The organism is Caballeronia terrestris, from assembly GCF_001544515.1.
In the GTDB taxonomy this organism is placed as follows: domain Bacteria; phylum Pseudomonadota; class Gammaproteobacteria; order Burkholderiales; family Burkholderiaceae; genus Caballeronia; species Caballeronia terrestris.
On sequence record NZ_FCOL02000037.1, the window covers coordinates 41948 to 56725 of the forward strand.

General features: G+C 66.1%; 12 protein-coding genes. 11 read left to right on the forward strand and 1 reads right to left on the reverse strand.

Annotation, left to right across the window (positions count from 1 at the left end):
• The first annotated feature begins 57 nt into the window (after nt 1-57).
• From AWB67_RS24430 to AWB67_RS24475, 10 genes are all read left to right on the forward strand, one after another.
• Entirely contained in the window at nt 58-1698 is a 1641-nt protein-coding gene (locus tag AWB67_RS24430) for a methyl-accepting chemotaxis protein (protein WP_327366417.1), read from the forward strand.
• An 18-nt stretch (nt 1699-1716) separates the two neighbouring features.
• Nucleotides 1717-2184, forward strand: coding sequence for a chemotaxis protein CheW (locus AWB67_RS24435; RefSeq protein ID WP_087658798.1), 468 nt, complete (start codon nt 1717-1719; stop codon nt 2182-2184).
• Entirely contained in the window at nt 2181-3470 is a 1290-nt protein-coding gene (locus tag AWB67_RS24440) for a CheR family methyltransferase (RefSeq protein ID WP_235025292.1), read from the forward strand. The genes AWB67_RS24435 and AWB67_RS24440 overlap by 4 nt, the downstream gene beginning before the upstream one ends.
• Nucleotides 3467-4180, forward strand: coding sequence for a chemotaxis protein CheW (locus AWB67_RS24445; protein ID WP_087658800.1), 714 nt, complete (start codon nt 3467-3469; stop codon nt 4178-4180). Before AWB67_RS24440 ends, AWB67_RS24445 begins: the two co-directional genes overlap by 4 nt.
• Nucleotides 4177-6471 (forward strand): hybrid sensor histidine kinase/response regulator, encoded by a 2295-nt coding sequence (locus AWB67_RS24450; RefSeq protein WP_087658801.1) that lies wholly within the window; start codon nt 4177-4179, stop codon nt 6469-6471. The genes AWB67_RS24445 and AWB67_RS24450 overlap by 4 nt, the downstream gene beginning before the upstream one ends.
• A gap of 22 nt (nt 6472-6493) precedes the next feature.
• The gene (locus AWB67_RS24455; RefSeq protein WP_087658802.1) at nt 6494-7504 is read left to right on the forward strand and encodes a chemotaxis response regulator protein-glutamate methylesterase; all 1011 of its coding nucleotides are present in this window, start codon (nt 6494-6496) and stop codon (nt 7502-7504) included.
• Nucleotides 7505-7531: 27 nt separating this feature from the next.
• A complete protein-coding gene (locus tag AWB67_RS24460; protein ID WP_087658803.1) occupies nt 7532-8695 on the forward strand; it encodes a diguanylate cyclase in 1164 nt (387 codons plus the stop codon).
• A 258-nt stretch (nt 8696-8953) separates the two neighbouring features.
• Nucleotides 8954-11173 (forward strand): hybrid sensor histidine kinase/response regulator family protein, encoded by a 2220-nt coding sequence (locus AWB67_RS24465; protein ID WP_087658804.1) that lies wholly within the window; start codon nt 8954-8956, stop codon nt 11171-11173.
• A gap of 101 nt (nt 11174-11274) precedes the next feature.
• Nucleotides 11275-12030 carry a YoaK family protein gene (locus AWB67_RS24470; protein ID WP_087658805.1) on the forward strand — a complete coding sequence of 252 codons (756 nt, stop codon included), beginning with the start codon at nt 11275-11277 and terminating at the stop codon, nt 12028-12030.
• A 7-nt stretch (nt 12031-12037) separates the two neighbouring features.
• On the forward strand, nt 12038-12955 hold the full coding sequence (locus tag AWB67_RS24475) for a LysR family transcriptional regulator (RefSeq protein ID WP_087658806.1): 918 nt from the start codon (nt 12038-12040) through the stop codon (nt 12953-12955).
• A gap of 8 nt (nt 12956-12963) precedes the next feature.
• Here AWB67_RS24475 and AWB67_RS24480 read toward each other — a convergent pair whose 3' ends face one another.
• On the reverse strand, nt 12964-13434 hold the full coding sequence (locus tag AWB67_RS24480) for a RidA family protein (protein ID WP_087658807.1): 471 nt from the start codon (nt 13432-13434) through the stop codon (nt 12964-12966).
• Between the two features lie 264 nt (nt 13435-13698).
• Between AWB67_RS24480 and AWB67_RS24485 the strand changes: the two genes are divergently transcribed.
• A partial coding sequence (locus AWB67_RS24485) for an MFS transporter (RefSeq protein WP_087658813.1) occupies nt 13699-14778 on the forward strand: 1080 nt, incomplete at its 3' end.

The window sequence follows — 14778 nt, forward strand, 5'->3', positions numbered from 1 at the left end:
CATCCGACGTAACAATCCCGGTCCGCGGCGGTCTTGCACCACGCGGCCATTTACACCATGAAGGCAAACAGCGTGAAGAGATTGACGATTCGACAACGCATCCTGGCGAGCCTCGGCATCATCCTCGCGCTGATGCTCGTGATGGCCGCGCTTTCCTACGCGATCCTGCGCGGCATCGACCACGATGCGAACAGCCTGCAGGAAGACACGATGCTCGGCACGGCGATCTCCAGCGACCTGCGCGCCGCATGGACGGAGAGCTATGCGACGGCCGAGCGGCTCGCCTACATCGACGACGATCCCGAGCAGACGAAGCGCGACACGCAATTGCTCGCGGAGTCGCGCACGTCGATCGAGCGTCTGATGGACCGCTACGTGCCGACCATTTTCGACGATCGCGACCGTCAGCTTTTCGAAGACTTCAAACGCCACAGCGTGGTGTACGGCCCCGTGCTCGACCAGTTCCTGCACGAACGGGCGACCTCGAAAGACGCCGCGACCGCCACCTTCAACACGAAGCTGACGCCGGCATGGGAAGCGGGCCAGAAGGCGGCGCGTGTGCTCGTCGAGAACAATCAGGTGGCGCATGCGCAGTCGGTTGCAAGCATTCGCGAATCCGTGCGCGAATCGCAGATCATGCTGGCCGTGATCATGCTGATCGCCGTTGCAGCGGCTGCGGTGCTCGGCTTCATGCTGCTCAAGTCCGTGACCGTGCCGATGCTGCGTCTCGTCGATGTCGTCGACAAGATGCGTACCGGCGACCTCACGCAGCGTCTCGCGCTCGACCGTCGCGACGAGTTCGGCACGCTCGAAGCGGGGTTCAATCGCATGACGGACGAACTGACCGGGCTCGTCGGCCAGGCGCAGAAGTCGGCGGTGCAGGTGACGACTTCCGTCTCCGAAATCGCCGCGACGGCGCGCGAGCAGCAAGCCACCGCCAGCGAAACAGCCGCGACGACAACCGAAATCGGTGCGACGTCGCGCGAGATTTTTGCGACCGCGCGTGACCTCGTGCGCACGATGAACGAGGTGTCGGGTGTGGCGGAACAATCGGCGGCGCTCGCTGGCACGGGGCAGACCGGCCTCACGCGCATGGAAGAAACGATGCGACTCGTGATGGATGCGGCCGGCTCGGTCAACGGCAAGCTCGCAATCCTGAACGAGAAGGCGGGCAACATCAATCAGGTCGTCGCCACGATCACGAAGGTCGCCGACCAGACCAACCTCCTGTCGCTGAACGCCGCGATCGAAGCCGAAAAAGCGGGCGATTATGGACGCGGCTTCGCGGTCGTCGCGACCGAGATCCGGCGTCTCGCGGACCAGACGGCGGTCGCCACGTTCGACATCGAGCAGATGGTGAAAGAGATTCAGTCGGCGGTGGCGGCGGGCGTGATGGGCATGGACAAGTTCTCCGAGGAAGTGCGGCGCGGCATGCTCGACGTGCAGCAAGTGGGCGGCCAGTTGTCGCAGATCATCCATCAGGTGCAGACGCTCGCGCCGCGCTTCGTGATGATCAACGAAGGCATGCAGACGCAGGCGACCGGCGCCGACCAGATTTCACAGGCGCTCTCGCAACTGTCTGAGGCCGCGCAGCAGACGGCAGAGTCGCTGCGCCAGTCGACGCAGGCCATCGACGATCTCACGCACACCGCGAACGGGCTGCGCACCGGCGTGTCGCGCTTCAAGGTCGCGGCCTGAACGCGGGTGAATGAACCGATGCTCTTCGTCCAGTTCTCGCTCGGCTCCGACCGTTATCTGCTCGACAGCGCGCAGATGGAACGCATGCTTCCGCTCGCGCCGCTGAAGGCGCTGCCGGGCGCGCCGGACTGGGTCGCCGGCATCATGGATTACGAAGGGGCGCCGGTGCCCGTCGTCGATCTCAGTGCGCTCGCGCTCGCGCGTGCTTCGCGCGAGCGGCTCTCGACGCGGCTCGCGCTCGTGCGCTATCCGCAGCGCACGGCGAGCGGCATCGAAGAGCGGCGTCTCGGGCTGCTGCTCGAACAGGCGACGCGCACGATCAAACTCGATGCCGCGAGTTTCCGCGATGCAGGCATCGATACGCCGCACGCGCGCTATCTCGGGCCGCTTGCGCACGATGGTCTCGGTCTGCTGCAATGGGTCCGCATCGAACATCTGCTGCCGGACGACGTGCAGACGCTGCTGTTTGCGGAGCGTGCTACGTGAACCATCCACACGTTCAATACGATCTCGCTCTCACCGAGCGCTTCGTCGCGCTGTTGCACCGGACGATCGGGCTCGATGCCGAATCGATCGGTTCGGGCGCGATCGTGCGCGCGGTGCGCGAGCGCTTTACGGCATGGCGCGATGCCAACGCTTCGGAAGCCACGCTCGACGACTACTGGCACGAAGTCAACGCCGCGCCTGAACAACTGCAGGATTTGATCGAAGCCGTCGTCGTCCCGGAGACATGGTTCTTTCGCGATGCAGAGGCGTTCGCCGCGCTCGTGCGTCTCGCGCGGCTGCGGCTCCACGATCAGCCGGAAAAGCGCGTGCGCGTGCTGAGCCTGCCGTGCTCGACGGGCGAGGAAGCGTATTCGATCGCGATGGCTTTTTGCGATGCGGGCATCGCGCCGGAACGCTTTGCGGTCGAAGCCATCGACGTGAGCGAGCGCGCGCTGGCTAACGCCCGCCGCGCGCACTACGGACGCAACGCGTTTCGCGGTCATGCGATTGGCTTTCGCGACCGACACTTCGAACGTACGAACGATGGCTGGCGTCTGAACGCGGCTATCGCAGAGCGCGTGCGCTTCACGCATGCGAACCTGCTGCAGCTCGATCCGCACGCGTTCGAGCGTTTCGACTTCGTGTTTTGCCGCAACGTGCTGATCTATTTCGATCCCGCGACGCAATCGGCCGCGCTGCGCGTGCTCGACGCCCTGCTCGCCGACGGCGGCATGTTGTTCGTCGGTCCTGCCGAGACGGGCCTCATGATGCGCGAAGGGATGCGTTCCGCGAAGATCCCGCTCGCGTTCGCGTTTCTGCGCGCGGAGCCGGAGGTCGCTGTCGTGCCGATCAAACCGCGGGCCGCGCCGCCAAAGCCGCTTCCGGCGTGGACGGTTCCCGCGCCGCGTCCCGTTACGCCTGCACCGTGGACGATGAAGCAGCCCATCGCTCCGGTCCCGGCTAAACGCGACGACGCCAACGCAAGCCTCACCAAAGCACGCGTGCTCGCCGACGCAGGCCAGCTCGATGCCGCCGAAGCCGCCGCACGCGCTTATCTGGAAGGCCACGCATCGAGCGCTGACGCCTACTACCTGCTCGGCGTAATCGCCGACGCCCGCGACGACCGCACCGCCTCGCGCAGCCAGTACAAGCGCGCGCTCTATCTCGATCCCGCGCATCGCGAGGCGCTCACGCATCTCGCCGCTCTCCTGCAAATCGATGGCGACGCGGCCGGCGCGGGCCTTCTGCTTGCACGCGCCGAGCGGCTCGAAGCGAGGCCGCGATGAACGATCGTTTAAATACCGCAGTCGATGTCGCCCACATCGACGACTGCTGGAACCGCATCGGCGTACGCGGAGACGGTTCGTGCTCGAAGCTCGAAGAGTACGTGCATTGCCGCAACTGCCCGGTGCACGATGCCGCCGCCGCGCGCGTGCTCGATCGCGTCGAGGCACGCATCGAAGCACACGACTTCGCCAAAACGCCGTCGGCGGCGCAAAGCGCGGAAGCCGTGTCGTATCTCGTGTTCCGCATCGGCGACGAATGGCTCGGCCTGCCGACCGCGATCTTCCGCCAGGTCGCGCAACTGCGGCCGATCCACTCGCTGCCGCATCGGCGGCATCGCGCGGTGCTGGGCGTCGTGAACGTGCGCGGACGTTTGCTCGTGTGCGCATCGCTTGCGCGGCTCTTCGGCATCGAAGCGGCGCAACCGCAGGCCGCGAGCCGCGCGTCGAACACGGCTATCGACGCGCGCGAACTGGGACGCTTGCTCGTCGTCGAAGGGCAGGGCGAAGCGAACGCGGGCCCGATCGTTTTCCCCGTCGATGCCGTCGATGGCGTGCATCGTTTCGCGCGCTCCGCGTTCAAGCCGGTGCCCGCGACGCTCGCGCATCACGCGGCGTCGCATGCGCGCGCGGTGGTCGCGTTCAAGGGCGTGACGGTCGGCCTGCTCGACGCCGGGCGCCTCCTCGATACCCTGAACCGGAGCCTCACATGACGAGCGGCGACACCATTCCGCCGTCGCTGATCGAGCTGTTCTGCGAGGAAGCCCGCACGCAGGCGCAGATTCTGTCGGACGGCCTGCTCGCGCTCGAACGTGCGCCGCGTGAGCCCGTCACGCTTGAGGCGTGCATGCGCGCGGCGCATTCGCTCAAGGGCGCGGCACGCGTGGTCGGCGTGCCTGTCGGCGTGACGCTCGCGCATGTGATGGAGGATTGCTTCGTCGCGGCGCAGGAAGCGCGCCTGACGCTCGATGCCGGACATATCGACATGTTGCTGCGCGGCGTCGATCTGATCGTGCAGATCGGAACGACGCGCGGCGCGGAAGAGGAAGCGCAACTGGAGCGCAATGCCGATGCGTTCGCCGCCGAGTTGAGCGCGCGGCTGGAAGGAACGGCTGCGCCTGCATCAATGCAGCTGCATGAAGCACCGTTCGATTTGTCGAGCGAACTGACGCTGCCAGTCGTTGCAGCCCCCGAGCCGGAACTCAACGATGAACCCGCCTACAACGCGCCCGCTGCCGGTCCGCGCATGCTGCGCGTGCGCGCCGACACGCTCGATCGCCTGCTGAGCCACTCCGGCGAGTCGCTTGTCGAATCGCGCTGGGTGAAACCGTTCGCGCAATCGATGCTGCGTGTGAAGCGCATCCAGCGCGATGCGAACCGTGCGCTCGAACGCCTGCACGAAACGCTCGCCGACGTCCCCGAATACCAGCAGTTCGACCCGCGCGCACGCGCCGCGCTCGACGAAGCGCGCCAGCTTTCCGCCGAAGTTCACCGGCATCTCAACGAGCGCCTCGCCGAACTCGAAAACTTCGACCGCCGCTCGACGCATTTGTCGCAACAGCTTTACGACGAAGCACTCGAATGCCGCATGCGTCCTTTCGTCGATGCCACCGGTGGCTTCGCGCGCATGGTGCGCGACGTCGCGCGTTCGCTTGGCAAGGAAGCGCGGCTCGTGATCGTCGGCGAATCGACGCAGGTGGACCGCGACATCCTCGACATGCTCGACGGCCCGCTCGGGCACTTGCTGCGCAACGCCGTCGATCACGGCATCGAGCCGCCGTCGGTGCGGCGCGCGCTCGGCAAGCCCGCCGAGGGCACGATCACGCTCGAGGCGCGGCACAGCGCGGGGTCGCTCTTCATCAGCGTGTCCGACGACGGCGCGGGAATCAACATCGATGCGTTGCGGCGCGTCGTCGTGCAAAAGGCGCTCGCGAGCGAGGCGACGGCGGCGCGCATGTCGGACGTGGAACTGTCCGAGTTCCTCTTCCTGCCCGGCTTCTCGATGCGCGATACCGTCACGGACGTGTCAGGCCGCGGCGTCGGGCTCGATGCCGTGCAGGACGCAGTGCGGCAAGTGCGCGGCAGCGTGCGCGTGATCCACGACGCCGCGCAGTCGCACACGGGCACCCGCTTCCTCTTGCAGTTGCCGCTGACGCTTTCGGTGATCCGCAGCCTGATCGTCGAGGTCGCGGGCGAGCCTTATGGGCTGCCGCTCGCGCACGTCACGCGCACGATGGTGCTGCCCGCGAACGCGATCGACCTGCTCGAAGGCCACCAGCATTTCTCCTTCGACGGCCGCCGTCTCGGCCTCGTCACGGCGCATCAGGTGCTGCAGGCCGGCACGTTCGACGCCACCGGCGACCAGTTCAACATCGTCGTGATAGGACAGGGCGCGGTGAGTTACGGCATCGTCGTGGATCGCTTTCTCGGCGAGCGCATGCTCGTCGTTCAGCCGCTCGACAAGCGCCTCGGCAAGGTGCGCAACATCGCGGCGGGCGCGCTGATGGAAAACGGCGACCCGCTCCTGATCGCCGATCTCGATGACTGGCTGCGCTCGGTGGAGAAGCTCGTCGCGGGCGGCGAGATCGGGCGCGTGGGCGCGGGCACGGCGCGCACCGAAACGGCGGCGAAGCGCGTGCTCGTCGTCGACGATTCGCTGACCGTGCGCGAGCTGGAAAAGAAGCTGCTCGTTTCGCGCGGCTACGACGTGACCATCGCGGTCGATGGCATGGACGGCTGGAACGCCGTGCGCGGCGAGCGCTTCGACCTCGTCATCACCGATATCGACATGCCGCGCCTCGACGGTATCGAACTCGTGTCCTTGATCCGGCGCGATGCGCAGCTTTCGAATCTGCCGGTGATGATCGTGTCGTACAAGGACCGCGCGGAGGACCGCCAGCGCGGACTCGACGCGGGCGCCGACTATTACCTCGCGAAAGGGAGCTTTCACGACCAGACGCTGCTCGACGCCGTGCGCGACCTGATCGGCGAGGCGAAGTCATGAAGCAAGGCAACAAGGAGCCGCGATGAAAATCGGCATCGTCAACGACGTGTCATTGGCCGTGGAAGCGCTGCGCCGCGCGCTTGCCGCGCGAGCCGACTTCGAGATCGTGTGGGTCGCGCACGACGGCACGCAGGCCGTGGACTACTGTGTCGCGCAGACGCCCGACGTCGTGCTGATGGACCTCGTGATGCCGAACCTCGACGGCGTCGAGGCGACGCGCCGCATCATGGCGCGCGCGCCGTGCGCAATTCTCGTCGTGACGGTCGACGTCGGCGCGAACGCGTGGCGCGTCTACGAGGCGATGGGCGCGGGCGCGCTCGATGCCGTCGATACACCCGCGCTCGCGGGCGCCGACGCGCGGCGCGGCGCGGCGGCGCTGATCGCGAAGATCGACCAGATCGGCGCGCGGATCGCGGCGGCGAATGGCGCACTCGCGGCGCGCGTTGCTCCGCGCGTGACGAAAGGCAGCGCGCTGGTTGCGATCGGCGCGTCGGCGGGCGGCCCTGCCGCGCTCGCGACGCTGCTCGGCGCGCTTCCGGCGGACTTCGCGGCGTCGATCGTGATCGTGCAGCACGTCGACCGGGCGTTCGCCGAGGGCATGGCGCAATGGCTCGACGCACAAACGAAGCTGCCCGTGCGCATCGCGCGCGAAGGCGACACGCCCGTGCCGGGCACCGTGCTGCTCGCCGCGACCAACGACCACCTGCATTTCGCCGATGCCACGCGGCTCGGCTACACGGCAGACCCCGTGGACCTGCCGTACCGGCCCTCCGTCGACGTGTTCTTCCAGAGCATCGTCGAGCGCTGGACGGGGCGCGCGCTCGGCGTGCTGCTCACCGGCATGGGGCGCGACGGCGCGATCGGCTTGAAGACGATGCGCGCGAAGGGTTATCACACGATTGCGCAAGATGAAGCGACCTGCGCGGTCTACGGCATGCCGAAAGCGGCGGCCGCGCTGAACGCGGCCGTCGAAATCCTGCCGCTGCCGCGCATCGCGCCCGCCATCACGGCCGCATTCAGAACGGCTGGCTGACACCATTTATTGACCAAGGACATCTCAATGGAACATCCCAATCCGGATTCGCTTGCCGAACGCGCCAGACGCGCAGTCGGCGCAGTCGGCGCTGCCGGTGTGACGGGAGCCGCGACGGCCGCAGGAGCGGTTGCCGCGAGCATCGAACGGGCCAGCGCGCGCTCGCACGCCGACGAGCGCGCGGTCGCCGATCTGCTCGCCGCCGCGCTGAACGCGCCGCCGGCTGCCGAATGCCCGGTGATGGCGCTGCTCGTCGACGATCAGGCGATCATCGCCGAGGCGCTGCGCCGCGCGCTCGCTGACCAGCCCGACGTCGACCTCCACTACTGCGCGAATCCCGAGGACGCGTTGCGCGTCGCGCGCGAGACGCGGCCGACCGTGATCCTGCAGGATCTCGTGATGCCGGGCGTCGACGGGCTGACGCTCGTGCGCCAGTATCGCGAGAATCCGTCGACGCGCGATATCCCGATCATCGTGCTCTCGACGAAGGAAGAGCCACGCATCAAGAGCGCGGCGTTTTCGGCCGGCGCGAACGACTATCTGGTCAAGCTGCCCGATACGATCGAACTCGTCGCGCGGATTCGCTATCACTCGCGCTCGTATCTGAACCTGCTGCAGCGCGACGAGGCGTATCGTGCGCTCAGGCAGTCGCAGCAACATTTACTTGCGACCAACCTCGAACTGCAGCGGCTGACGAATTCGGACGGGCTGACGGGGCTTTCGAACCGCCGGCGTCTCGACGACTACGTCAGCGCGGAATGGCGGCGGGCGATGCGCGACGGGACGTCGATCGGTTTCCTGATGATCGACGTCGACAACTTCAAGTCCTATAACGACACCTACGGCCACGTCGCCGGCGACGACGTGCTGAAACTGATCGCGCATGCGATCGAAGCGAGTCTTAACCGGTCGTCGGATCTTGCTGCGCGCTTTGGCGGCGAGGAATTTGCCGTAGTGCTGCCGGGGACGTCGGTGCCGGGCATGCGGCTTTTGTCTGAAAAAATCCGCATCGCAGTCGAGGCGCTGGGCGTGCCGCACTCGGGCTCGTCGCACGGGCGCCTGACGGTCAGCATCGGCGGCGTGACGCAGACGCCGCATGGCGAAGACGGTTCGAAACAACTGATCGAAGCCGCCGACGTGGCGCTGTATCGGGCGAAGCGCGACGGGCGCAATCGCGTGGTGGTGGGATAGCGTTGTCGCGGCCGGCCGACACGCGGGTAAACGACAGGAGAGGCACGACGCCAGGATGCGGTGCGCCGTTCGCGCAACGAAATAGCAATTCGCATCGATTTCGTGATCGCGGTTGAGGACATTTGCGCGATAAGGCAGATGAAAGCACCTGATCCCTGGTTCGAAGTTGCGTTTTGCAACCCAGACCTTTTTTGCACCAGTTTGACGTGCATGATTCATCTGGATAATCTTCGCCTTCTGAAGATAGCAGGATCTGTAATGAGCGAGCATCAAGAAGTAGCGGCGCTGGACAGTTCTGCTCTCGATATCCCCGTTCCGCCGCGCGATTTTGGTGCGACACGCCGCCTGCTGATCATCGTTCTGGTTGCGTCGATCGTAACGCCCCTGTTTTTCATCGTCGGCTACGGATATTTCGGATACCGGAGCAGGATCGCCGAATCGTCTGAAGTTATCGACCGCCTGGCACGCGTCGCCGAAGAGCAGGCGGTCAAGGTGCTCGATTTGAACCGCGAGATGTCGTCGCGCCTCGTCGGCATGCTGGGCACCGACGGCGACGTGCAAATCCTTGCGCGTCAGGAAGAATTGCATCGCGAGCTGCATGCGATGACCGAGCGCCTGCCGCAGATCGCCGCCATCGCGATCTTCGGGCGCAACGGCGACTTGCTCGCCAGCAGCCGCGGATTTCCGGCGCCGCGCGTCTCGATCAGCGATCGCAGCGACTTTCGCACGGGCCGCCGTTCGGCCGCTGCGCAGATCGATATCTCGCTGCCGTTTCGAGGTGTCGTCACCGGCGCCGATGTGTTCAACACGAGCACCGCCCGGCGCGACGCCTCCGGACGCTTCCTCGGCATTGTCTCCATCTCCCTGCAACGCGACTATTTCATCTCGTTCTACCGCGAACTCGCGGCTCAGGACGGCGCGCTCACGCTCGGGCTGTATCGACGCGACGGCGGCATTCTCGTGCGATCGCCCCCTCCCCGGATACAGCCCGCCCCCACGCGCAACCTGCCGCTCGTCAACGCGATCGACGGCGCTGGACCGCACGGCCGCATCCGCTTCGAATCGGCGCTCGATGGCGTCGACAAGCTGCTCGCGTATCGGCAGGTCGGCACGTATCCGCTTTACGTGACAGCGGGAATCGCCGTGTCGGCGGTGACGAACCGCTGGCTGCAGCAGGATGGCCTGATCGCGCTCGCGACCCTGCTTCCTTGCAGCGGGATCTGGATTCTCGTGGGCTTTTCGCTGCGCCGGCTGAAGGAAGAGCAGGCGGCGTGGGAAAGCTGGCGCACCGAAGTGGGCATGCGTCTCTCCGCCGAAGCGACGGCACGCCAGATGCGGCGAATGGGCGCGCTCGGCAATCTGGTGGCGAACGTCGCGCACGATTTCAACAATCTGCTGATGGTCGTCAAAGCGAATATGGAGCTGGCGCGGCGCAAAGGCTTCAACGGGCTGGAGAAGGAGGTGACGGCGGTTGAGCGGGCGTCGGTCGGCGCGGAAGTGCTGGCGCGCAAGCTGTTGAGCGTCGCGCGCAAGCAGCCCTTGCGGCAGGAAACCACCGATTTGAGCAAGTGGCTGGCGGACGCCACATCGCTCATCAAGACATCGCTTGGCGAGGATGCAAAGCTGACGATCTTCTCGGCGCCCGGTCTCTGGCCAGTCTACGTCGATGCCACCGAATTGCAGGCCGCGCTGATCAACATCGCCGTCAATGCGAAGGACGCGATGCCCGACGGCGGCGAGTTCGCCGTCCGTTGCGAAAACGTTCAACTGAAGCACACGTCCGGGCGCCTGAAGCCGGGCGAGTACGTCGTGCTCGCGTGTTCCGATGACGGCACCGGCATGCCGGCCGCCATCGCACAACGCGCATTCGAGCCGCTCTTCACCACCAAGACGACGAGCGCAGGGACAGGCCTCGGACTCGCGCAAGTGGCTGCGATGTGCGAGCAGGCGGGCGGCACGGCGCGCATCGACAGCGTGCCCGGTAAAGGCACGACGATCCGCCTCTTCCTCCCGCGATGGGCGGGCGAGGCGTCGGATGCGGCGGCATCGGCGCAGTCGGCGGCATCGGCCGGAGCGTCGAGCCAGGGCTCTGTGCTGCTTGTCGAGGACAACGAGGAGGTCGCGGCGGGCCTGGCGGCCGTGCTGGAAGTGTTCGGCTGGGACGCGCGTCACGAGCTGACCGGCGACGCCGCGCTCAAGGCGCTGGAGGAGGGCGCGACGTTCGACCTCATCCTCTCTGATATCCAGATGCCGGGCGCGAACAACGGCATCGACGTGGCCGAGAAAGTCAGGCGCACGTGGCCGCATCAGGCGATCGCGCTGATGACCGGTTACGCCGACGAACTGGAGCGGGCGAAGCACGTCGGCGTGACGATCCTCGCGAAGCCGTTCAACATCGACGACTTGCAGGCGCTGCTGCAACGCGTGCACGTCTCGACGCGGCTGGCCGGAGCCGGCACTGAACTCCGGCTGAGCTAATTCGATGCCCTAGTGCGCGACGATGCCTGCCGTACGAAAACACACGCGGCGTCCACGTTTTGAAGGCATAGAATGAGCGCTCGTCTGTCTGGGCGCCTCACATGCCGATCCACTATCTTCGCAGCCTGACTGCCCGCAACCGCACCGGCGCGGCCAACCGGCGCCTCGGCCTGGCACTCGCGTTCGTCGCCGGGGCCGCGAACGCGGGTGGATTTCTCGCGGTCGGGCAATACACGTCCCACATGTCGGGCATCGTGTCGGCGCTCGCGGACAACCTCGTGATCGGCGAAACGATGCTGCTCGTCGGCGGCCTGAGCGCGCTCGTCGCGTTCATCGCGGGTGCGGCGGCTTCGGCGATGCTGATCAACTGGGGCCGCCGCCGTCAGGCTCACAGCGAATACGCGATGCCGCTCCTGATCGAAGCCGCGCTGCTGCTCGTCTTCGGCTTCCTGGGATCGAACCTCGAACAGCATCGCGTGTTGTTCATGCCCGCGACCGTGGCCCTGCTGTGCTTCGTCATGGGTTTGCAGAACGCGATCATCACAAAGATCTCGAAGGCCGAGATCCGCACGACGCACGTGACGGGTCTCGTCACCGATATCGGCATCGAACTCGGCAAGCTCTTCTACTGGAACCTCGGCGAGGCGCACGACGGGACAGCCAAGGTGCGCGCGGATCGCGCGCGCCTGCGGCTGTTATCGTCGCTGCTCGGGATGTTCGTCGCTGGCGCGCTCGCGGGCGCTTTCGGATTTAAGCACGCCGGTTTCATCGCGACGGTGCCGCTCGCGACGATCCTCGTCGCGCTTGCGGCAGTCCCCGTGCTCGACGACTTGCGCAGCAAGAGCATGCGCGTTTGAGATCGACATGAAACGTCAATTCGACGACTTGCAGATCGGCAGCATCGAACTCTTTTGCCTCGCCGCCGAACTGAGCAGCTTCAGCGCGGCCGCGATCGCCGCGAGCGTGACGCCGGCGGCGGTGAGCCGCTCCGTGTCGCGGCTCGAAGGAAGGCTAGGGGTGCGGCTTTTCGTGCGCACGACGCGCCAGATCCGTCTCACCGACGAAGGCCAGATCTATTTCGAGCAATGCCGCGGCGCGCTCGCGCAACTCGTCGATGCCGAGCGTCAGGTCAGCGGCCAGCACGGCCACCCGGCGGGCACGCTGCGCATCAGCCTGCCGACGCCTTATGCGCACTATCGCGTGCTGCCGCTGCTGCCTGAATTCAGGGAGCGCCATGCGGATGTCAGGGTCGAGACGCACATCAGCAACCGCAACGTCGATTTCGCCGACGATGTCTTCGATCTCTCCGTGCGCGGCAAGGCACCCGACGATTCGAACCTGATCGCACGCAAGCTCGAAGATGCGGAACTCGTCGTCGTTGCGACGCCGGGTTATCTGCGCCGCGCGGGAACGCCAGCGACGACTGAAGACCTCTTGCGCCACGAGTGCATCCAGTTCGATATGCCGAGCAGCGGACGGCGTCTCGCGTGGACGCTGCGCTACGACGGCGAAGACATCGACGTGCCGACAGCAGGCAGTTACGGCTGCGCGGAGGACGTGCTCGGCGGCGTCACGCTCGCGCGCGCGGGGGCGGGGTTGTTTCAGACGTATCGCTTCGTCGTGGAGGAAGACCTGCGCGCGGGCACGCTCGTCGAAGTGCTAAAGGAGTACGGTGGCGTGACGCGCCCCTTCGTGCTCCTCTATCCGCATGCGCGGCACATGTCGTCGCGCGTGCGCGCCTTCGTCGATTTCCTGATCGAGAAGAAGCGGCTCGTGAGCTGAACCGCGCGTCAGTCGCCCTGCGGCCTGATCTTCGCGATGACCACCAGCACCACCGTCGCGTTCGCCGGCAACTGGCGGTGCGAGAACGCGGATCGCGCGTGGCCGGCCTTCGATTCGAGCACGTCGGCGAAGAGATCGGATGCGCCGTCGATCACGGCGGGCTGCTCGAAATTGCCGTCGGCGCTCGCGACATGCCCTTCGACCCGCACGATGTGCTCCAGCCGCTCGAATCCGCCCAGGTGCGCGTGGATCTGCGCGAGCACGTTGAGCGCGGCGATTTCGGCGGCCTGCCGGCCTTCCTCGACGCTCACGTCTTCTCCGACACGCCCCTGAAACGCGACGCGGCCATCGCGCAGCGGCAGTTGTCCGGAGACGAACAGCAGGTCGCCGGCTTCGCTTGTCGCCGTGTAGCGGCCGAGCGGCTTGGGCGGCACGGGCAGGGCGAGGCCGCGTGCGGCGAGACGAGTTTCGACGGACATGATGATCTCCTTGCTTGGTTTGGCTTGAGTTGAACTATAGAAAGCGGCAGCGCCGCGAAAAAGCCCCTGAGCCGAAAAGGAGTTGATACATGAGGGAACAGGCGACGCTGGATTGCCTGATTCTCTGCCCCTGCGGCTCGTTATGCACCACGACAACGCACCAACCCGGTGAGTTCTGCAAGACCCTTGATGCGATGTTATGTTGCGGCAACGACTGGCTCGGGAACTCCTCCGCAGCCGCACAACCTTCAAAAAACCCTATCGATGGAAAACCTCTCCTCAACCGTTAGCGATCTACCTCTAAGCGACACACCTTCTTCCTTGCGCCAGTGGCTCGCCGTAGCAGCGGTGACAACCGGCGCATTCGCGTTCGTCACGACGGAATTTCTGCCGGTCGGCCTGCTGCCGCACGTCGCCAGCGAACTGGACGTGCTGCCGGGAACCGCCGGGCTGATGGTCACGACGCCGGGGATAATCGCTGCGATCTCGGCACCCGGACTGATGCTCGGTGCGGGGCGCATGGATCGTCGTCATGTGTTCCTGCTGCTCACCGCGATGCTGCTCGCGTCGAACCTGTTGTCCGCGTTCGCGCCGAATTTCACCGTCATGCTGCTCGGGCGCGCGCTCCTGGGCGCAGCATTGGGCGGTTTCTGGACGCTCGCCACATCGGCAGCAAGACGCCTCGTCGAGCCCAAAGACGCAGCCCGAGCGATGGCGATGATCCTCACTGGCGTGACCTGCGCGACGGTGATCGGCGTGCCGCTCGGCACGTTCATCGCGAGCCTCGCATCGTGGCGGGTCTCGTTCATGGCGACAGGCGGACTGGTCGCCGTCGCGCTCGTGGCGCAGTTGTTCCTCGTGCCGTCGCTGCCGTCGGCGGCGGCGTTGCGGCTCTCCGATCTCACGCTGTTGCTGCGACGCTCGCATCCCCGCAGGAGCCTGCTGATGGTGGCGCTCGTGTTCGGCGCGCACTTCTCGTCGTACACGTACGTGACGCCGTTCCTGCTCGGCGATGCCCATCTCGATATGTCGACGATTACGTGGCTCTTGCTCGGTTTCGGCGTGATCGGTTTCGTGTCGAATTTCGTGGCATCGGCTGCGGTCGCGCGCAACCTGAAGCTTTCCGTCGCGGCGATGGTGTCCCTCTTGATGTTCGCGTTGCTGCTGATGCCCGTGCTGCGTCACTCGGAGTTCGGCGTGAGTGCGGTCGTGCTCGCGTGGGGCATCGCGTTCGGCGCGCTGCCGCTTTGCTTCAGCGTGTGGATCCAGCGCGCGACGCCTGAACAGCCGGAAGCCGGCTCGGCGCTTTTCGTGAGCATCATCCAGGTGGCGATCGCGGCGGGG